Here is a 20777-nt window from a genome sequence, read left to right on the forward strand (position 1 = left end):
AGCGCACCGGCTCGCCCCTTGCCGGATAACGCGCCGCCCTCTCTGAAACCGCCATTGAGGAAAAAATAAACAACCACTCCCCTTGAAATCCTGGCCGCAGACCTCATCTTCCTTATCAGAAAGTTCCGTTGTTGCCGCCCAAGGCGGCGTCTGTTTCAAAGGGAGGAGTGCAATGCGCCTCGATCGCCTGACCAGTAAATTCCAAGTAGCTATTTCTGATGCCCAGTCCCTCGCACTGGGTCGAGATCATCAATTTATCGAACCCGTCCATCTGATGACCGCCCTGGTCAATCAGGATGGTGGGTCTAGCCGTCCCTTGCTGACCCTGTGCGGGATAGACATCAATGCCCTGCGCTCCCGCCTCGGCGAGGAGCTCGACCGCCTGCCCAAGGTGAGCGGCGTCGAGGGCGATGTACAGCTCTCCAATGGCCTGGGTCGTCTGCTCAACGTCTGTGACAAGCTGGCTCAGCAGCGCAAGGATCAGTTCATCTCATCCGAGCTCTTCCTGCTGGCGGCTCTCGATGAGAAGGGCAACCTGGGCGAGCTGCTGCGCAGCCAGGGTCTGACCAAAGAGAAACTCGAGCAGGCCATCGACAAGGTCCGTGGCGGCAAGAAGATCGATGACGCCAATGCCGAGGAGAATCGCCAGGCGTTGGAGAAGTACACCATCGATCTCACCGAGCGCGCCGAAATAGGCAAGCTTGACCCCGTGATCGGCCGGGACGAAGAGATCCGTCGCACCATCCAGGTGCTGCAGCGCCGTACCAAGAATAACCCGGTGCTGATCGGTGCCCCCGGGGTCGGTAAGACTGCCATCGTCGAGGGGCTGGCTCAGCGCATCATCAACGGTGAGGTGCCGGAAGGGCTCAAGAACAAGCGGGTGCTCTCCCTGGATATGGGGGCCCTGGTCGCGGGCGCCAAGTATCGCGGTGAGTTCGAAGAGCGCCTCAAAGCCGTGCTCAGCGATCTCGCCAAAGAGGAGGGCAACGTCATCCTCTTCGTCGACGAGCTGCACACCATGGTCGGCGCCGGCAAGGGCGAGGGGGCCATGGACGCGGGCAACATGCTCAAACCGGCCCTGGCGCGCGGTGAGCTGCACTGCGTCGGCGCCACCACCCTTGATGAATATCGCCAGTACGTGGAGAAAGATGCCGCGCTGGAGCGCCGCTTCCAGAAGGTGCTGGTGGAGGAGCCCTCGGTGGAAGACACCATCGCCATACTGCGCGGGCTGAAGGAGCGTTATGAGCTGCACCACCATGTGCAGATCACGGATCCGGCCATAGTCGCGGCGGCTCAGCTGTCCCACCGTTACATCGCCGATCGCCAGCTGCCGGACAAGGCCATCGACCTCATCGACGAGGCGGCGGCCAGCATCCGGCTGCAGATCGACTCCAAGCCGGAGTCGCTGGATCGGCTGGAGCGGCGCATCATCCAGCTCAAGCTGGAGCAGCAGGCGCTGCTCAAAGAAGATGACGACGCCAGTCGCAAGCGCTTGGAGTTGCTCAGTCAGGAGCTGACCGAGAAGGAGCGCGACTACAACGAGCTGGAAGAGATCTGGAAGGCGGAGAAGGCGGCGCTGGCCGGTACCCAGCATATCAAGGCCGCGCTGGAGCAGGCCCGTCAGGATCTCGACGTCGCACGCCGCGCCGGGGACCTGGCCCGCATGTCCGAACTGCAATACGGCCGCATCCCCGAGTTGGAGAAGCAGCTCGATCTCGCCACTCAGGCCGAGATGCAGGAGACCAGCCTGCTGCGCAACCGGGTCACCGATGTGGAGATCGCAGACGTGCTGGCGCGCTGGACCGGGATCCCGGTGGCGCGGATGCTGGAAGGGGAGCGCGACAAGCTGCTGCGCATGGAAGAGCAGCTGCACAGCCGGGTGATCGGCCAGGAAGAGGCGGTGGAAGCCGTCTCCAACGCCATTCGCCGCTCCCGGGCAGGTCTGTCCGATCCGAACCGCCCCATCGGCTCCTTCCTGTTCCTCGGCCCGACCGGGGTGGGCAAGACCGAGCTGTGCAAGGCGCTGGCGGAGTTTCTGTTCGATACCCAGGACGCCATGGTGCGCATCGACATGTCCGAGTTCATGGAGAAGCACAGCGTGGCGCGGCTGGTGGGTGCGCCCCCCGGCTACGTGGGTTACGAGGAGGGGGGTTATCTCACGGAGGCGGTACGCCGTCGCCCCTACTCGGTGATCCTGCTGGATGAGGTGGAGAAGGCGCACCCGGATGTGTTCAACATCCTGTTGCAAGTGCTGGACGATGGTCGTCTGACCGATGGTCAGGGCCGCACCGTCGATTTCCGCAATACCGTGGTGATCATGACCTCCAACCTCGGCTCGGATCTGATCCAGGAGCACTATGCCGAGAAGGACTATGAGGAGATGAAGGCCCTGTTGATGGAGCTGCTGACCCGCAGCTTCCGACCGGAATTCATCAACCGGATCGACGAGACTGTGGTGTTCCACCCCCTCGGCGAGGATCACATCAAGTCCATCGCCCGGATCCAGCTCAAGAGCCTGATGGGCCGTCTGGAGTCCCAGGGCTTCGAGGTGGAGGTGAGCGAGGAGTTGCTGACCAAGCTGGTGCATGCCGGTTTCGATCCCGTCTACGGGGCGCGACCCCTCAAGCGGGCTATCCAGCAGAAGGTGGAGAACCCCTTGGCCCAGGCCCTGCTCAGTGGTCGGGTTGTCCCAGGCAAGCTGTTGAGCCTAGGGGCCGACAGCCAGGGTCTCACCATCTCGCAATGAGGCCAGTGATCTCATCCGTTATAACAACGCCAGCCCTCGGGCTGGCGTTTTCTTTGGCCAGATCGGACCACTGGAGAGCAGCTATGCTATGGCTACCCCTCTTCGATAGGGGGTGTTACCCTGACAAGTAATATGGATTTTACCGCTGTTGATTGGAGATACATCCTTGTCGATAAAGATGCGAGCACTGCTCACCACCCTGTTGACCTGTCTGGTGCCCCCTTTGGCCCAGGCCGCTCAGGCAACCCAGGATGTACCCCAAATCTGTGGCACCTGCCATGGTCTGAATGGCGTGCCGAAAGAGTCCAATATTCCCAGCCTCTGGGGACAATCAGAAGCCTATCTGACTGAGCAACTGCACGCCTTTCGCAGCGGAAAACGGGTCAGCGACTTCATGAATCCCATCATCTATCAACTCAGCGACGAGCAGATAAAGCGTGCAGCCAACCACTTCGCCAGCCAGTCGGCGGCCAAGGAAGTGGCGCTGCACTGGAGTGGGGAGAAATGGCCGGGAGATATGGACGCTGGTGAGCGGCTGGCTCTGGCGGGTAAACCGGATCGTAACTTGCCTGCCTGTGTTGCCTGTCATGGGCCCAGTGGCATTGGCGTCATGCCCCTGTTTCCACGCCTCGCCGGCCAGGATCCTGCCTACCTCAAGCGTCAGCTGATGTATTGGAAAGCGGATAAGCGTCCGGCGGGCGCCATGGGATCCATGTCTGCCATCGCCAAGTCGCTTAGCGAGTCAGAAGTGGAGGCCGTAGCCAACTACTTCGCCGCCCAGGGGGTGACGAAATGAAATATCTCTATCTGATGAGCTGCCTGCTGGCTGGGCTGGTCCATGCCGAATCCTTTGATGATCAGTTCAGCGTCCCCCTTGGAGAGAAGGCGCCGGATGGCAACTATCACAAGGTGCCCGACTGGTCTGCGGTGCCGGATGGTGAGATGGGTGCCGCCATCAAGCGGGGCTACAGCCTGTTCGTCAACACCCAGCAGCTCAAGGGGCAGGGTCAGCCCGGTAATGGCCTGCAGTGCAGCAATTGCCATCTGGGTTCCGGCATCATTCCCGGCGCCAGTCCGCTGTGGGGTGCCTATCCTTCCTATCCCGCCTATCGCAAGAAGAACAACAAGGTGAACACCTATGAGGATCGGCTGCAAGGCTGCTTCCTCTATTCGATGAATGCCAAGGGGGGGCAGCCTCCCGCCTATGACAGCCCTGCCATCCGCGATCTGGTGGCCTACTCCTACTGGCTGGCGAGCGGTGCCCCCATCAGTGACAAGCTGCCGGGTCGCAACTTCTTCACCATCGCCACCCCTCCCCAGTCCCCCGACTTCAAGCGGGGCCAGAGTGTCTATGCCGAGCGCTGTGCCGATTGCCACGGCGCCGAGGGGGAGGGCAAGAAGGTAGCGGATCGCTACGTCTTCCCGCCACTGTGGGGCAAGGAGAGCTACAACTGGGGCGCGGGCATGCACGGTATCGACAAGGCGGCCGCCTTCATCAAGAGCAACATGCCGCTCTCTCAGGGGGGAAGCCTGAGCGACCAGCAGGCTTGGGATGTGTCGCTTTACATCAATAGTCAGGAAAGGCCCCAGGATCCCCGCTTCAAGGGCGACCTTGGCCAGACCACCAAGGCGTTTCATGGCAAGAACTCCCAGTACGGCTTACCCTCGCCGGTCGATGGTCACTTGCTGGGCAGCAAGGCATATTGAGCCCTCATGGGAGACAAGCTCGCTGAGACGCTATGCGCAGTGTCAGTGAGCCGCCAGGGGCAACGTTAGTCTGACAAGCGTCGACACTATCCGCCGTTTTTCGCATTGCAGCGAAAGACGGCGGATTTTTTCATGGCATTGCCAAGCCCGGAAGGGGGCCGCTGTGTGCTGAGTCGCTGTCGTTGGGATCATGCTGAGGCTGGCAAAGGAGGGGCTTGAAATCGCAGCATGGCGGGCCCCCCTTGTGGCTGGGGGCCAGCCGAGCTCAGGAGAAATCGAGCTCCTTGAGCTTGCGGGTGAGGGTGTTACGACCCCAGCCGAGCAGGCGAGCCGCCTCCTGCTTATGGCCATGGGTATGCTCCAGCGCCGTCTCCAGCATGATGCGTTCGAACTGAGGCATGGCATCGGCCAGTATGTCAATCTCTCCCAGAGCCAGCTTGGCGGCGACCCAGTCGCGCAGCTGTTGCTGCCAGCCACCGGCCAGTGCAGGCTGCCCCGGCTCGGCGACGCTGGTGATCGGGGTCAGCAGCTCGGGAGGCAGATCGGCGACCAGCACCTCCTGTCCCGAGGCCATGACGGTCAGCCAACGGCAGACGTTTTCCAACTGACGGACGTTGCCAGGCCAGGGGAGCCGGCTGATGAACACCTGGGTATCCGGGTGCAGACTCTTGGCCTCGACGTTGAGCTCCTTGGCAGCTCGCAGCAGGAAGTGGTGCGCCAACTGGGGGATATCCTCACGGCGCTCCTTGAGGGCCGGGATATGGATGCGGATGACGTTGAGGCGGTGGAACAGATCCTCCCGGAATTCGCCATCGGCGACCCGCTTCTCCAGATTCTGGTGGGTGGCGGCGATGATGCGCACGTCCACCTGTACCGGCTGATGGCCGCCGACGCGATAGAACTGGCCATCGGCCAGTACCCGCAACAGCCGGGTCTGCACATCGAGTGGCATGTCGCCGATTTCATCGAGAAACAGGGTGCCGCCATCCGCTTGCTCGAAGCGGCCATGGCGAATGTTGTTGGCCCCGGTGAAAGCGCCCTTCTCATGGCCGAACAGCTCAGATTCGATGAGATCTTTCGGGATGGCCGCCATGTTGAGGGCAATGAAGTTCTTGTGGGCACGCGGGCTGTGGCGATGGAGGGCGTGGGCGACCAGCTCCTTGCCGGTGCCGCTCTGGCCGTTGATCAGCACCGAGATGCTGGACCGCGACAGCCGGCCTATGGCGCGAAACACCTCCTGCATGGCAGGGGCTTCACCGATGATCTCCGGGCTGCTGCTGGCGTCTTGCGGGCGAGTCTTGCGTTTGGTGCGCTGCTCTTTCAGGTGATTCTCGGCGCGGCGCACCAGGGTGACCGCCTCCTCGATATCGAACGGCTTGGGCAGATATTCGAAGGCGCCACGCTGGTAGGCGTTGACGGCGGAATCGAGATCCGAGTGGGCGGTCATGATGATGATGGGCAAGTCCGCCTGACGACGATGGATCTGTTCCAGCAGGCTGAGGCCATCGATGCCGGGCATGCGGATGTCGGACAGGATCACATCGGGAGATCGTGCCTCCAGGGAGTGCAGCAGGGCCTCGCCATCGGCGAAACTCTCGCACTCGAAACCCTCGTTGCCCAGGGTGCGCTCCAGCACCCAGCGGATCGAACTGTCGTCATCGACGATCCATACTTTTGCGGTCATGACGTTCCCTTATTTGCGAAGCGGTAGATAAACGGTGAACTCGGTATGTCCTGGCCAACTGATGCAGTCGATACGGCCCTTGTGCTGATCGATCAGGTTCTGGGCGATGGAGAGGCCGAGCCCCGTTCCCCCCTCTTTACCGGTGATCATGGGGTAGAAGAGGGTGTCACGGATGGCATCCGGGATGCCGGGTCCGTTGTCGATGATCTTTATCTCGGCGGCGAGCCGGTAACGCTGGCCATGGATGGTGATCTGGAACACGGTGCGGGTGCGCAGGCTGATCAGGCCTGTCTGGCTGATCAGTGCCTCGGCGGCGTTGCGCACTATGTTGAGGAAGGCCTGTTGCAGCTGATCCGGTTCCATCTCGAATTCGGGAATGCTGGGGTCATAGTCCCGCTCTATGCGGATCCCGGCGGGCAGTTCCAGCTCCACCAGGCGGCGAACCTGCTCCAGTACCGAGTGGACATTGTGAACCTGATGGCGGCCGGGACGCTGGGGGCCAAGCAGGCGATCGACCAGCAACCGCAACCTGTCAGCCTGCTCGATGATGATGCCGGTATATTCACGCAAGGCCGGATCCGGCAGCTCCTTTTGCAGCAACTGGGCCGCACCACGCAGGCCACCCAGGGGGTTTTTGATCTCGTGGGCCAGACCGCGCACCAGCTCTCTGGCCGCTTGCTGTTGAGCATGCTGCTGCAACTCCTGACTGATCTTCTTCTGCTGGTCGATTTTGCGCAGCTCTACCACGATCAAACGCTGTTCATGGTCGGCCAGGGGGCTGGCACTGAGTTCGACCAGGCGAGGTTCCCCTTCCACGACCAGGGTCACCTCGCTGTCGGTGAAGCCTTGCCCCGAGATGAGGCACTGACGAAAGCGTTGCAAGTCGAGGGAGATGTGCTCCAGCAGATGGGGCAGCTCCAGCCCGATCAGCCGGCGTTGACTGAGGGAGAGCAGCTGTTCTGCCGCAGGATTGACGTGCTGAATGCAGAGACGTTCGTCCATCAGGATGACGGCAGTCAGCAGGTTGTCGAGTAATGTCTTGGCTTGATCCGAGCGGACTGGCACAGGTTTCTCCCTAAAACGGTGCTACACACCGGTAATGCACCAATATAGTGCATTCAGTCTACCCGCATAGGTGCAGAGGATCACCCTTTATGAGGCGTAGGGCCCGGGGTGGCTGCCTGATTGGCTCTGGTTCTGTGCAGATAGAAAGTCACAACTTCTGATTTAGCAAGGATCGTACCGTCTTTTGCCAGTAGCTCGAGCTGCACCCTATGGGTGCCCCGATCCAGGTTTTCCAGGCGGATGATCAGCGTGTTGTGGATCCGGACCCGCTCCTTGCCATCGAGCAAGAGACGCAGGTCGAACTGGGGTGGAGGGACTGGGGTGACCTGGGCTTCGAACACTATGTTGCCCGTGTTGTCGCGCAGGGTGCTGTCTGGCTCGGGGGAGAGCAGGGAGATGGCCAGTTCGGCCTGTCTGACATCGGCGCCAATGAGGTGGTTGTAATTATCGACCTGTACCGAATGGGTGCTGGTGCCGACCAGGGGGGCGACTCGCAGATCGATCTCCTGAGTTTGCTGACCGGCGGGAGGGGTGCTGGTGTAGTGGGTGATCCCCCTGCTGTCGATCCAGGAGTAGATCTTGGCCCCCTGGGCGTTCAGGCAGATCAGCAGCAAGAACCCGGCATAGCGGCTCATTCTCATCCATCTCTCCTTGGTGGGATCTCGCCTAAAGCCTATCAGAGAAAAAACCCGCCATGAGGCGGGTTTTTTCTCTATTGGGTTCTGACTGTATCTGTTAGACAGAGTAGTACAGTTCAAACTCCAGCGGGTGCGGGGTCATGCGGACGCGGTCCACGTCGTGCTGCTTCAGCTCCAGGTAGGAGTTGATGAAGTCATCGCTGAACACGCCACCGCGGGTCAGGAACTCGCGATCTGCATCCAGACCTGCCAGGGCTTCGTCCAGAGAGCCGGCAACGGTCGGCACTTCTGCGGCTTCTTCCGGCGGCAGGTCGTACAAGTTCTTGTCCATGGCATCGCCCGGATGGATCTTGTTGATGATGCCGTCCAGACCAGCCATCAGCTGGGCCGCGAAGGCCAGGTAGGGGTTGGCAGCCGGATCCGGGAAGCGCACTTCGATGCGACGTGCTTTCGGGCTAGGTACGACCGGGATACGGATGGAAGCGGAACGGTTACGGGCGGAGTAAGCCAGCATGACCGGGGCTTCGTAGCCTGGTACCAGACGCTTGTAGGAGTTGGTGGTCGGGTTGGCGAAGGCGTTGATGGCCTTGGCGTGCTTGATGATGCCGCCGATGTAGTGCAGTGCCATCTCGGACAGGCCGCCGTACAGGTCACCGGCGAACAGGTTGACGCCGTTCTTGACCAGAGACTGGTGGCAGTGCATGCCGGAGCCGTTGTCGCCAAACATGGGTTTTGGCATGAAGGTGACTGTCTTGTTGTAGGCGTGGGCCACGTTGTGGATCACGTACTTCAGCACCTGGACTTCATCAGCCTTCAGAGTGAGGGTGTTGAAGCGAGTGGCGATCTCGTTCTGACCGGCGGTAGCCACCTCATGGTGGTGGGCCTCGACGACCTGACCCATCTCTTCCAGCACCAGACACATGGCGGCGCGAATGTCCTGGGAGGAGTCAACCGGTGCAACCGGGAAGTAACCACCCTTGACGAAGGGGCGGTGACCCTTGTTGCCGTGCTCGTAGGCGGTACCTGAGTTCCAGGCGGCTTCTTCGGATTCAATCTTGACGAAGCTGTGGCCCATGGTGTTCGAGAAGGTGATGTTGTCGAACATGAAGAATTCGGGCTCTGGTCCAAACAGGACGGTATCGGCGATGCCGCTGGACTTCAGGAAGTCTTCGGCACGCTTGGCGATGGAGCGCGGATCGCGATCGTAGCCTTGCATGGTGGCCGGTTCCAGGATGTCACAGACGATGTTCAGGGTGGTCTCTTCGGTGAACGGATCCAGCTTGGCGGAGGCCGCATCCGGCATCAGCACCATGTCAGACTCGTTAATACCTTTCCAGCCGCCGATGGAGGAGCCATCGAACATCTTGCCGTCTTCGAAGAACTCTTCGTTGACCTGGTGGGAAGGGATGGAAACGTGCTGCTCTTTACCCTTGGTGTCGGTAAAGCGCAGGTCGACAAACTTGACTTCATGTTCCTGGATCAAGGCCATTACGTTCTGAGCTGACATGCTAAGTAACCTCCGGTGTTAAAACTCTTTGGGTGAATTCGTCATCACATTCACATAAGCGAGTATCGTGCCAAGTTTGTGACAGCATGATTTCAGGGCAGTTGCCGCATCTTGGCGTCCCAAAATCTGCTGCTTCCGCCCTACATTGCACCAATTTGGTGCTACCTGGGATCTTTTTGGTGCGCCAAACAAGTGCAAGAGGGCAGGAACCCCCATATAAACAGGCTTGTTGGCGCGGGTCTATGATCCAGATCCATTGCAGTGCGTGAATCTACTGCGATTCTGCTAGGCAGATCACAAAGGCGAGAGTACAATTAGCGCCCAATTTTACCCGGTGATTGAGGCGAGAATGTTAGAGAATTTACGCAATATTGCGATTATTGCGCACGTAGACCACGGCAAAACTACCCTGGTTGATAAACTGCTGCAGCAGTCTGGAACCCTCGACCGTACCACTGATGGTCAAGAGCGTCTGATGGATTCCAACGATCTGGAAAAAGAACGTGGTATTACCATTCTCGCCAAGAACACTGCAATCCGTTGGAACGACTACCGCATCAACATCGTTGATACCCCGGGTCACGCCGACTTCGGTGGTGAAGTAGAGCGTGTCATGTCCATGGTTGACTCCGTGTTGCTGCTGGTTGACGCCGTTGACGGCCCAATGCCGCAAACCCGTTTCGTCACCCAGAAAGCATTCGCCCAGGGTCTGAAGCCGATCGTCGTCATCAACAAGATCGACCGTCCGGGTGCTCGCCCTGACTGGGTAATGGATCAGGTCTTCGATCTGTTCGACAACCTGGGTGCCACCGATGAGCAGCTGGACTTCAAAGTTGTCTACGCCTCTGCACTGAACGGTTGGGCCACCATGGACCAAAGCGTTGAGTCCGACAACATGGAACCCCTGTTCCAGGCCATCGTTGACAACGTGGAAGCACCTGCGGCTGATGTCGACGGCGGCTTCCAGATGCAGATCTCCCAGCTGGACTACAACTCCTACGTCGGTGTTATCGGTATCGGCCGTATCACCCGTGGTCGCGTCAAAACCAACCAGCAAGTCACCATCGTCGGTGCCAACGGCAAGAACCGGACCGGTAAAGTGGGTCAGGTACTGGGCTACCTGGGTCTGTCCCGTACCGAAGTGGCCGACGCGCAAGCGGGCGACATCATTGCCATCACCGGTCTGGGCGAGCTGAAAATCTCCGACACCATCTGTGACAACAATGCTGTCCAAGCCCTGCCGCCGCTCTCCGTTGACGAGCCGACCGTGAACATGACCTTCCAGGTCAACACCTCACCGTTCGCCGGTAAAGAAGGCAAGTTCGTGACCTCCCGCAACATCATGGAGCGTCTGACCCATGAACTGGTCCACAACGTGGCCCTGCGCGTGGAAGAGACTGAAGATCCGGACAAGTTCCGCGTCTCCGGCCGTGGTGAACTGCACCTGTCCATCCTGATCGAAAACATGCGTCGCGAAGGTTACGAGCTGGCGGTATCCCGTCCGGAAGTTATCCTGCGCACCATCGACGGCGTCCTGCACGAGCCGTTCGAAACCGTTACCGTGGACGTGGAAGAGACGCACCAGGGTTCTGTCATGGAGCAACTCGGCCTGCGTAAGGGCGAGATGACCAACATGACCCCGGATGGCAAGGGTCGTGTCCGTCTTGACTTCATGATCCCGAGCCGTGGCCTGATCGGTTTCCAGACCGAATTCCTGACCATGACCTCAGGTACCGGTCTGCTGTACCACACCTTCGACCATTACGGCCCGCACAAGGGTGGCAGCATCGGCGAGCGTCAGAACGGCGTGCTGATCTCCAACGCCACCGGTAAGGCCCTGACCTTCGCCCTGTTCGGTCTGCAAGACCGTGGTCGTCTGTTCATCGGTCACGCGACCGAAGTGTACGAAGGCCAGGTGATCGGTATTCACTCCCGTTCCAACGATCTGACAGTGAACTGCCTGAAGGGCAAGCAGCTGACCAACATGCGTGCCTCCGGTACCGATGAAGCTCAAGTGCTGACTCCGCCGATCCGCATGACCCTGGAACAGGCTCTCGAGTTCATCGACAACGATGAATTGGTAGAGATCACTCCCAAGGCAGTACGTATTCGTAAGAAGCTGCTGACCGAGATGGATCGCAAGCGCTCCGGTCGCGCCTGATCTCTCTCCCATCATGCCGCTAATCCGGCCTGATGGTGGTGATAAAAAATCCGAACACCTCTGGTGTTCGGATTTTTTTATGGGTGCATGCCAAGGAAGGAGCCGGGAATGGGGTGGTGATCCGGGATTGTCGACCCTCATCGGGGCAGTCGCCGAGATGACGCCGCCGGGTCGGAAACAGGACTCATTTTATCTGGGATCGGGCAATCCCCTGGCGAGTCTGACACAATAGGGGGCAGAATCAGTCTCGTAGGACGTTACTATGCAACATCACTTTCGCCAGCAACTGGCGCACGCCTCCGCGTTCTTGCGCCATGATGGCCGCCACTTTGCCCACTTCGTCTGGGGTCGTTTTCAACAAGACCGGCTGACGGTCACCGCGGGCTATCTGGCGTATGTGACCCTGCTCTCCCTGGTGCCCATGATAGCGGTCGTGTTTGGCATGATGTCGGCTTTCCCGGTGTTTGAAGGGATCAAGCAGGCGATGGAGCAGTTCGTCTACGCCAACTTCGTGCCGACGGCGGGAGATGCCCTCAAGCAGTACATCGATGGCTTCGTTGCCAATGCCACCAATACCACGGCCGTGGGGATAGGGGCGCTGGTGGTGGTGGCGCTGATGCTCATCTCGGCCATCGACAAGAACCTCAACTACATCTGGCGCTCTACCCGGGGCAGGCCCCTCGGCCAGGCATTCGCCATGTACTGGATGATCCTGACCCTGGGCCCTGTGCTCATCGGGGCCAGCATTGCCGTCTCCTCCTATATCATCTCGCTGCGGATCTTCCAGGGAGAGGCGCTGTTCGGGGTCGGTTACTGGCTGCTGCGGGGCCTGCCTTTCCTCTTCTCCGTCATTGGTTTTCTGCTTATTTATACTGTGGTGCCCAACTGCAAGGTGCGGCTCTCCCACGCCCTGGTCGGTGCCCTGGTCGCGGCCGTGTTGTTTGAGTTAGCCAAGCGTGGCTTTGCGCTCTACATCACCAATTTCCCCTCTTATCAGGCCATCTATGGTGCCTTGGCGACGATCCCCATCCTCTTTGTCTGGGTGTACTTAAGCTGGCTGGTGGTACTACTGGGCGCCGAGACTACCGCCTGCTTGGGAGAGTACGAGAAGCCGGGCGCTGAAGAGCTGGGCTAGCTCGACAGGCGCCCTCCGGGCCTATCCTGTTTGTCTGGCTATGTGAGCTTGTTCAGCTCGCTGCCGAGACCACGGCCTGTCTCGGGGGGATGAGAAGCCGGCCATTGAGGAACTGGGCTGACTCGGCCTCTTGTTGGTAACATGGACGACCGCCCCGGGGCGGTCGTTTCATTTCAAGCTGTACCAGGCAAAGGAGTCGCGGATGATTGCATTGATTCAAAGGGTTAGCGAGGCCAGCGTTACCGTTGAGGGAGAGGTGGTTGGCGCCATAGAGCAGGGCTTGCTGGTGTTGCTCGGGGTGGAGCAAGGTGATGATGAGGGCAAGGCCGACAAGCTGCTGCACAAGGTGAGCGGCTATCGCATCTTCTCCGACGAGAACGGCAGGATGAATCTCAATGTGAGCCAGGTGGGGGGCAGTCTGCTGGTGGTATCCCAATTTACCCTGGCGGCGGACACCGGCAAGGGGATGAGGCCCAGCTTCTCGGGGGGCGCCAGGCCGGAGGAGGCCAACAGGCTCTATGAATACTTTATCGACCAGGCCAGGGGGGCGGGTCTGCGGACCGAGACCGGGCGATTCGCCGCCGACATGAAGGTGGCACTGCTCAACGATGGCCCCGTCACCTTCTGGTTGCAGGTATGAGGCTTCTCAGGCTTGGCGAGCATGGACTATCTGGTTGATGCAACCCGGCACTCCTCTCAACTGCGGCTGGCCTATCCAGCGCTCGACCAGCAGCAGCACCTGATCCAGCTCTCGTCCGGTTCTGGGCAGCAGATTGATGATGAGTTCACCGCGCAGTCGACTCGCCAGGGCTTGATAGAAGTGGGGGCTGAACAGCAGGGGCGGGTTGCCGTCCTGACTGAACAAGTCCACCAGGATGAGATCGTAGTCACCGCTCTGTTCGAGCAGGAAGGCGAGGGCATCGGCCTGATGCAGGCACTGGCGCTCCGCACTTCCCGTCGTCATGAAGAAGTCGCGATAGAGGCTGATCACCTCGGCGTCGAGATCCACGCTGTCGAGGCTGGCCTCTGGCCAGCGACCCAGCAGGTGACGGCCTATGTCGCCGCCGCCGAGACCCAGCTCAAGTATGCGTTCGGCCCTTGCTGGCAGCAGGTTGGCGATGGCTTGCTGGTGGGGCAGACAGAGCTGTTGCGGGGCGGTGCGCACCATGGCGGATTGCACCACGCCATCTATCTCCAGCCAGCGATGAGCGCTATTTTGCTGAACGCAGATACGGCGGCTCGGACTGACTCCCAGATGTAATAACTGTTCGGCCTGATACGTCTGTAGATTGAAGTCCATGAAATTGCACGGCAAGATGGCTTTCGACCAGTGTAACCCAAGGATGTCGCTATGTACCGGGTGGTAACCCCTCAAACAGAGTCAGAGCTGGATGCTTATTACCAGCTGCGCTGGGAACTGCTGCGCAAGCCATTCAACTTTCCCCCTGGCTCCGAGCGAGACGAATATGACTCAGTCGCCATTCATCGCATGATGCTGGCCCCCGATGGTACCCCCATCGCCGTGGGCCGCCTGTTCGTGGGTGGGGACGAGGCCCAGATCCGCTTCATGGCCATGCTGCCCGAGTACCGTGGTCAGGGGCTGGGGATGCGCATGGTCGCGGATCTGGAACAGCTCGCCTGTGAGGAGAAGGTCAAGCGACTGGTGATGAATGCCCGCCAGGAGGCGGTGGAGTTCTATCGCAGATGCGGCTTCATCGAGGTGGGTGAGGGCCCCGTCTCGTTCGGTCGTATTCCCCACCGTCAGATGATCAAGTCCCTGAGCCCGCTGCAGACCATAGAGTACAGACCCCAATGGTGCCAGGATCTCACCACCCGCTGGGCGAGGGGCATTCCCATCAGCGAAAAGATGGGGGTACACATCACCCATTACGACGGCCAGACCTTCCATCTCAAGGCCAATCTGGCGGCCAACCTCAATGTCCATGAGACCATGTTCGCCGGCAGCATCTATAGCCAGTGCGTGCTGGCAGGCTGGGGCCTGATCTGGCTGCAACTGAAGGAAGAGGGACTGGTCGGTGATACCGTGCTGGCGGAGGGAGATATCAAGTATTACCGCCCGGTGACAAAGGAGCCGGAGGCCAGGGTCGCTCGTGAGGGGATGCCCGCCGTGCTGCAACCGTTGCGGGAGGGGAAATCGGCCAAGTTCAGCCTCAAAATAAAGCTGTTCAGCGGCAGCCAGCTCGCCGCCGAGTTCCTCGGCCGCTATGTGGTGCAGCCAGCGAAGCGCAGCTAGGACGCAAGCACAGAGGCCTCCCCTGGGAGGCCTCTGTGCTGATGGGGAGAGCATCTGCAGGGCTCAGCCACCTGAGTTCGTCGCCGACGGACTATCGGGGGTTGGGGGGCGATGGAGCGGGGTGTCGCGCCCCTGAGCAGGGTAGCTGACCCCAACCTGCCAGTCGCAATTTGCCTTGGCTGCACTGAACTGCCAGGCGAGTTCGGGGGCCGCGAGCGGACCGCGCCATTGACCGATGAGCTCGGCGCACCCCTCTCGATTGAGGGCGCCTATGTCGAGTTGCCACAGATCGCCGCCCAGATCCAGACCGCCGCTCAAGGCGAGCAAGTGGGTGATGGTGGAGGCGCCGCCGCGGGTCAGTTGTAGCTTGCCCCCCTGAATCGTTGCGGCCAGGGCTAGCTGGTAGAAGGGGGTATCGCCCCCCTGCATGGCTTGCCAAAGGGCGTCCTGACTCAGGCCCGGGGGCGTGGCTTGGGCAAACCACTCATCGAGGAGAGGATCCAGTTTCACACCGTCCCAGAAGGGGTCCTTGGCATCCAGGCTCAGGGTGCCGCTCAGGCTGGTGCGCCACTCTGGCAAGCTGGCTTGCAGATCCATGGCGAGATCGGCCTTGCCGGCAAAGGAGAGCGGGCTGTGGAGCAGCTTGCCCCATTGAGCCAGATCCAGTTTTTCGCCCTTGAGGGTGAGGCTGGATGGGACTTGCGCCTCGCGGCTCCACTGGCCATTGATAGCCAGACTGCCCTCATCGGGCAACTGGCTGCTGAGCTTGCTCAGCTGCCAGAGCCCGGGGGCCGCGCTGAGGGCCAGCTGACCATTGCGGGCCGAGAGGCCATCCCAGGCCAGCTCAATCCAATCGCTGTTGAGCGCACCCTGCTCGCTCAGGGCCAGGGGCTGTCTGCCATCCAGCCCCAGCTGCTGCAGATCCAGGTTCCAGCCGCTCAGGGAGAGTGGCAGAGCCTCATCGAAGGAGAGCACCCTCAGCTTGTCGAAGTGAAGCTGGCTTATCTCGAGCCGCGCTGGACGCGCGGCCTGCCAGGCTTGCCACCACCCCTGGGGCAGGCTGATGTCCATGCCAGTCAGGCTCAGCTGGCGCAGGCGCAACTGCTGGCGATCGGGATCCAGGCTGAACATGGCGTCGAAGCTGCCGTCATAGCCTTTGCCCTTGAGAGTGGCGTTGATCTGCTGACCGGAGAAGCTCAGCTGCCCCTCGATATCTTCCAGCTGAAATAGGCCGCGCCCCGCATCTCCCAGACTGCCGAGCAGCTGGCCGCTGGCCGCGCTGCCCCTCTGCCACTCGAACTGGCTCAATTCACCATTGAAGTCATTGAGGGAGAACTCGTCGGTCAGGGAGTTGAGACTGACATGCTGGAAGTCGCCGCGATCCAGACTGACCCGGCGCAGGGGCCAGGGTTGGTCGCCAAGGTCCGCCAGCTCGATGCGCAATCCCCTGGCCTTGAGATCCTGCAGGCGCAGGCTGCGGGCGGGCCAGTCCAGCACCACGCCAGCCTCGGCGACACCGTCAAACAACTGAGTCACCAGTCGATCCGTGGTCAGCACCTGGCCCTGCAGCTTGCCAGCCAGCGCCAGGCGGGTCAGGGTCAGTTTGGGCGTCTCCAGCCGGTTGATGTTGAGCGAGAGATCCGCCAGCACGGGTTGGCCCGGGCTGAGCAGCTGCCAGTTGCTCAGGGTGGCGCTGGCCCCCTGCAGCTTGAGCCCATCGCTGATGAGGTTGAGCCCGTCAATCTTGCTGTCTTGCACTGTGAGGGATCGCAGCGGCAGGCTCGGCAGCTGGTTGGGCAGTGGCCAGCGGATGCTGGGCTTGATCAGGTCCAGATGGGCGAGGCGCACATCCCGGCTGAGCCAGTCTATGCTGTCGACCTCGATGTAGACCTTGTCAAACTTGACCGCCTCGCCATAGCTCACCTGTTCCGCCAGCAGGGTATAGGGGTGGAGCGGGTTGAACACCAGCCGGCCTATGGCCACGGGTTCACCGGTCTGGCGGCTGAGCCAGTTGGCGATGGGGTCCTTGGCACGCTCGGCATCGAACAGCCCCAGTCCCATCCAGACGAACAGCAACAGGAAAGCGAGCGTGTAGAGCAGGGCGCGTAACCAGGCATTCATGAGTCACAGCCTCCTTGGCATCAGATTAAGTGGCAACAGAGTGGGGCTCCCCGGGGTCAGGCATTGGAGTAGTGATCCCGCAGACCCAGCCAGCGGCGGATCAGGGGCTCGACATGATCAGGGTGCTGATCCATCAGATAGCGGGCCAGCTTCTGCACCTGGGGAATGAGCGCCTGGTCGCGTACCAGATCGGCTATCTTGAGATCCGCCAAGCCGGTCTGGCGGGTACCGAGCAGCTCGCCGGGGCCACGCAACTCCAGATCCCGCTGGGCGATCAGGAAGCCGTCATTGGTCTCCCGCAACACCCCGAGCCGGCTCTGGGCCGTCTTGGATAGCGGGGCGTGATAGAGCAACACGCAGTGGGAAGCAACCGATCCCCGGCCGACCCGGCCCCGCAGCTGATGCAACTGGGCCAGCCCCAGTCGCTCCGGGTTCTCGATGATCATCAGGCTGGCGTTGGGCACATCCACCCCCACCTCGATGACGGTGGTGGCGACCAGCAGCTGCAATATGCCCGCCTTGAACTCCTCCATGACCCGCTGCTTCTCGATGGGGCGCATCCGGCCGTGGACCAGACCGATATGCAGGCCGGGCAGCAGGGTCTGCAGCTCGCTGGCGGTATCCTCGGCGGCCTGGCACTCGAGCACCTCGGACTCCTCGATCAGGGTGCAGACCCAGTAGGCCTGCTTGCCCTCCTGGCAGGCGAGCTTGACCCGCTCTATCACGTCGCCACGGCGGCTGTCCGGCAGGGCGACAGTGGTGACTGGAGTGCGGCCCGGCGGCAGTTCATCGATGACGGAGGTATCGAGATCCGCATAGGCGGTCATGGCCAGAGTGCGGGGAATGGGGGTTGCGGTCATGATGAGCTGGTGGGGGTGGACCCCCTCCCGCTCTCCCTTCTCGCGCAGGGCGAGGCGCTGATGCACCCCGAATCTGTGCTGTTCGTCTATGATGACCAGCCCGAGGCGCTCGAACACCACCTGCTGCTGGAAGATGGCGTGGGTGCCGACAATCATGCGCACGCTGCCATCGGCAATGGCGGCGAGCGCCTCCTCCCTCGCCTTGCCTTTCTGCTTGCCCGCCAGCCAGCCGACCTGGATCCCCAGGGGAGCCAGCCAGTGATTGAAGTTGATGGCGTGTTGTTCGGCCAACAGCTCGGTCGGCGCCATCAATCCCACCTGGCAGCCGCTGCCGATGGCCTGCAGTGCCGCCAAGGCCGCCACCAGGGTCTTGCCCGAGCCCACGTCCCCCTGTACCAGCCGCATCATGGGATGGCTCTGTTGCAGATCGTGGCTTATCTCCGCCACTACCCGGCTCTGGGCGCCGGTGGGGCTGAAGGGCAGGGCACCCAGCAGACGCTGAACCAGCTCGGGGGCGGGCGCCAGGGCGTGGGCATGCTGGGTCTGGGCCTGGGCCCGAACTTTCAATATCGACAGGTTGTGGGCCAGCAGCTCTTCGAGCACCAGACGGCGCTGGGCCGGATGTTGACCGCTGTCGAGTTGATCCAGGGCGACCGAGGGGGGTGGCCTGTGCAGCAGTTGCAGGGCGGCAGCCAGATCCGTCTGCTGGGGATAGAGACCGGCGGGCAACAGCTCTTCCACCCCGTGTTGCGCCAGCAAGAGCAAAGCCTGATCGGTGAGATTGCGCAGGGTGAGCTGACGCAGCCCCTCGGTGGCAGGATAGACGGGGGTGAGCGCCTCTTCGGTCTGGCCAGCCTGCTCCTCACCGAGCAGCTTGTATTCGGGGTGGGCCATCTCCAGGCCGAACTTGCCGGGTCGGGTCTCGCCGAAGCAACGGATGAGTCTGCCCTGGGCCAGGCTGTTTTTCTGGGCGGCGGTGAAATTGAAGAATCGCAGGGTGAGGGAGCCGGTGCCGTCGCTGATGCGGCACACCAGCATGCGGCGACGGCCCATCACCAGCTGGGTATCCTGGATCTCTCCCTCGACCGCCCCATGTAGACCGGGAATGAGATCGCCGATGGGCCACACCTGAGTGCGATCTTCGTAGCGGTGGGGCAGGTGGAACAGCAGATCCTGCACGGTGGCCAGTCCGAGCCGCTCGAACTTCTCCTGCATCTTGCTGCCGACGCCCTTCAGGCTATCGAGAGGAATTTTATCCAATTTCATCAATTAGATGCCCGCGAATACTGTAAATATGTCCAGATGATAGGGGTTATTGAGGTTGCGGTGCAAGCCGCGTTGCAGCGACAAGCAGCCAGCCGCCATGACAAAGGCCTGCCGAAAACGGCAGGCCTTTGGTGTTAGGCGCAGCATGGGCAGGGGATCAGATAATGCGTTTCAACAACAGGTGCGCCTTGACCCTGTGGATCCGGGCCAGCAGCTTGCGCACCTGCTCCGGGTAGTCCTTGGGCTCTTCCACCTGGCTGTAGTTGCCGATGCGGCTGGTGTTGGCCAGTATGTTGGCCTTCTCGGTGGCAAACTGTTCGGCCAGCTGGCGATCCCTGTCCTGAATGAGCAGGCCATTCTCGAGATCCAGCGCCCAGGCGCGCGGGTTGAGGTTGTTGCCGGTGAGCAGGGCCCACTCCTCATCGACGAAGATGCCCTTGAGGTGATAGGAGTTGCGCTCATGACGCCACAGCATGAGGTTGAGTCGACCCGCATCGATGTGATGCTGATTGCGCTCGGCGAACTTGCGCAAATTGGTCTCATACAGATAGGGCAGGCCGCCGATGGTGCTGAACTTCTCACCGGGGGGGATAAAGAAGTCGTTGGCCGTCTTGTCACCCACCACTATGGTCACCTTGCAACCCCGGTTGAGCAGGGACTCTATGTCCTTGTTCAGCTCCTTGGGCGGGTTGAAATAGGGGGTGCAGATAAAGATCTCCCGCTCGGTGGCGCGCACCAGATTACGAATGGTGCGGTTGAGCAGGTTGTTGCGCTTGCCCAGGCCCGCCAGCGGCGTGATGGCGATCTGCTGGCCATCGGCCTTGCTGGTGTTGAAGCGATATTGGCTCTGGCGCAGGCTCATCTTGAAGCGGCGGATAGGTCCCTTGAGCTGCTTGGCCGTCGGGATCTCGGCACTGTCGAGGCGCTGCACGGCGGGATTGGCGACGAACTGGTCATCCACGTAGTTGACCATGGCGCGGCACAGCTCTGTGCTCTCTATCTGGTGGTAGCGGTCGAAGCGGTAACGTTCCTGCTGATGCAGATAGATGTCATTCAGGCTGGCACCGGAATAGAGCAGGGTGTCATCGAAGATGAAGCCCTTGAGATGCAGCACCCCCAGCAGCTCGCGCCCCTTGACCGGTACGCCATAGGTTTCGATCTGGTACGGATACTGGGCAGCCATCTCTTGATACATCAGATGGTTGCCCCCCTGTTTGCCCTTGCCGATCAGGCCGCGCTGGGCACGGTGAAAATCGACGAACAGCTTGATGTCGAGGGCTGGATTGCGTTGTTTGGCGGCGTAGAGGGCGGCCATGATTTCACGGCCAGCCTCGTCATCTTGCAGGTAGAGGGCGACCAGATAGATGCGCTGACGGGCGTGCTGGATAAGCGACAGGGTCCGGCTCTTGAAATCCCGGGCACTGTAGAGTGTCTGGAACTGTTGTGCGGCGACGGCAATCTGGGGCAAGTTCGCCAACAGGTGTCGATAATGGGCCGATGAATGCATAGAGAAACCTGATATCACTGAGTTAAGCGTTCCACTCGGGGCGACGAATAGGCGATTCTAGCAATCTCACCCCCTCAGCCAAAGCAACAATCATCAGAAAGGTGAAAAAGGCCTCAGGATGGAGGC

At 60.9% G+C, this 20777-nt stretch carries 15 protein-coding genes and 1 pseudogene; 8 read left to right on the plus strand and 8 right to left on the minus strand.

Going from position 1 to position 20777, the window contains the following annotated elements:
* The first annotated feature begins 172 nt into the window (after positions 1–172).
* From clpB to M2366_RS19935, 4 genes and pseudogenes are all read left to right on the plus strand, one after another.
* Positions 173–2746, plus strand: coding sequence for an ATP-dependent chaperone ClpB (clpB, locus tag M2366_RS15945; protein ID WP_042042617.1), 2574 nt, complete (start codon positions 173–175; stop codon positions 2744–2746).
* Between the two features lie 166 nt (positions 2747–2912).
* Positions 2913–3542, plus strand: a complete 630-nt coding sequence (locus M2366_RS15950; protein ID WP_259270154.1) for a c-type cytochrome — start codon at positions 2913–2915, stop codon at positions 3540–3542.
* Between the two features lie 146 nt (positions 3543–3688).
* Positions 3689–3955, plus strand: a pseudogene (locus tag M2366_RS19930) (c-type cytochrome); the annotation flags it as partial.
* A 21-nt stretch (positions 3956–3976) separates the two neighbouring features.
* On the plus strand, positions 3977–4453 hold the full coding sequence (locus M2366_RS19935; RefSeq protein ID WP_370736615.1) for a c-type cytochrome: 477 nt from the start codon (positions 3977–3979) through the stop codon (positions 4451–4453).
* A gap of 265 nt (positions 4454–4718) precedes the next feature.
* Here M2366_RS19935 and glnG read toward each other — a convergent pair whose 3' ends face one another.
* The 4 genes from glnG to glnA all read right to left on the minus strand — a co-directional run bounded on the left by glnG (position 4719) and on the right by glnA (position 9347).
* The gene (gene glnG / locus M2366_RS15960; protein WP_042042621.1) at positions 4719–6137 is read right to left on the minus strand and encodes a nitrogen regulation protein NR(I); all 1419 of its coding nucleotides are present in this window, start codon (positions 6135–6137) and stop codon (positions 4719–4721) included.
* A gap of 9 nt (positions 6138–6146) precedes the next feature.
* Entirely contained in the window at positions 6147–7202 is a 1056-nt protein-coding gene (gene glnL / locus M2366_RS15965; protein WP_259270156.1) for a nitrogen regulation protein NR(II), read from the minus strand.
* An 80-nt stretch (positions 7203–7282) separates the two neighbouring features.
* Complete coding sequence (locus M2366_RS15970; RefSeq protein ID WP_259270173.1) at positions 7283–7837, minus strand: DUF4124 domain-containing protein; 555 nt, start codon at positions 7835–7837, stop codon at positions 7283–7285.
* Between the two features lie 100 nt (positions 7838–7937).
* On the minus strand, positions 7938–9347 hold the full coding sequence (gene glnA, locus M2366_RS15975) for a glutamate--ammonia ligase (RefSeq protein WP_042042627.1): 1410 nt from the start codon (positions 9345–9347) through the stop codon (positions 7938–7940).
* A gap of 349 nt (positions 9348–9696) precedes the next feature.
* Between glnA and typA the strand changes: the two genes are divergently transcribed.
* The 3 genes from typA to dtd all read left to right on the plus strand — a co-directional run bounded on the left by typA (position 9697) and on the right by dtd (position 13283).
* Entirely contained in the window at positions 9697–11508 is a 1812-nt protein-coding gene (gene typA, locus M2366_RS15980) for a translational GTPase TypA (protein ID WP_042042628.1), read from the plus strand.
* Between the two features lie 262 nt (positions 11509–11770).
* Positions 11771–12643 (plus strand): virulence factor BrkB family protein, encoded by an 873-nt coding sequence (locus M2366_RS15985; protein WP_224431473.1) that lies wholly within the window; start codon positions 11771–11773, stop codon positions 12641–12643.
* A gap of 202 nt (positions 12644–12845) precedes the next feature.
* Positions 12846–13283, plus strand: coding sequence for a D-aminoacyl-tRNA deacylase (gene dtd / locus M2366_RS15990; protein WP_259270157.1), 438 nt, complete (start codon positions 12846–12848; stop codon positions 13281–13283).
* A 6-nt stretch (positions 13284–13289) separates the two neighbouring features.
* Here the strand turns inward: dtd and M2366_RS15995 are convergent, their stop codons facing one another.
* The gene (locus M2366_RS15995) at positions 13290–13943 is read right to left on the minus strand and encodes a spermidine synthase (protein ID WP_259270158.1); all 654 of its coding nucleotides are present in this window, start codon (positions 13941–13943) and stop codon (positions 13290–13292) included.
* A gap of 51 nt (positions 13944–13994) precedes the next feature.
* Between M2366_RS15995 and M2366_RS16000 the strand changes: the two genes are divergently transcribed.
* Positions 13995–14897, plus strand: a complete 903-nt coding sequence (locus M2366_RS16000; RefSeq protein ID WP_259270159.1) for a bifunctional GNAT family N-acetyltransferase/hotdog fold thioesterase — start codon at positions 13995–13997, stop codon at positions 14895–14897.
* Between the two features lie 63 nt (positions 14898–14960).
* On the opposite strand, the gene M2366_RS16005 is transcribed toward M2366_RS16000, so the two are convergent.
* The 3 genes from M2366_RS16005 to pssA all read right to left on the minus strand — a co-directional run bounded on the left by M2366_RS16005 (position 14961) and on the right by pssA (position 20651).
* Positions 14961–17018, minus strand: a complete 2058-nt coding sequence (locus M2366_RS16005) for a membrane assembly protein AsmA (protein ID WP_259270160.1) — start codon at positions 17016–17018, stop codon at positions 14961–14963.
* A 56-nt stretch (positions 17019–17074) separates the two neighbouring features.
* Positions 17075–19144: an ATP-dependent DNA helicase RecG gene (gene recG, locus M2366_RS16010; RefSeq protein ID WP_259270161.1), complete on the minus strand. Its 2070-nt coding sequence runs from the start codon at positions 19142–19144 to the stop codon at positions 17075–17077.
* A gap of 157 nt (positions 19145–19301) precedes the next feature.
* Positions 19302–20651, minus strand: a complete 1350-nt coding sequence (pssA, locus tag M2366_RS16015) for a CDP-diacylglycerol--serine O-phosphatidyltransferase (protein WP_259270162.1) — start codon at positions 20649–20651, stop codon at positions 19302–19304.
* Positions 20652–20777: the final 126 nt, after the last annotated feature.

This window comes from Aeromonas sp. BIGb0405, from assembly GCF_024807335.1.
Classification (GTDB): Bacteria; Pseudomonadota; Gammaproteobacteria; order Enterobacterales; family Aeromonadaceae; genus Aeromonas; species Aeromonas rivuli.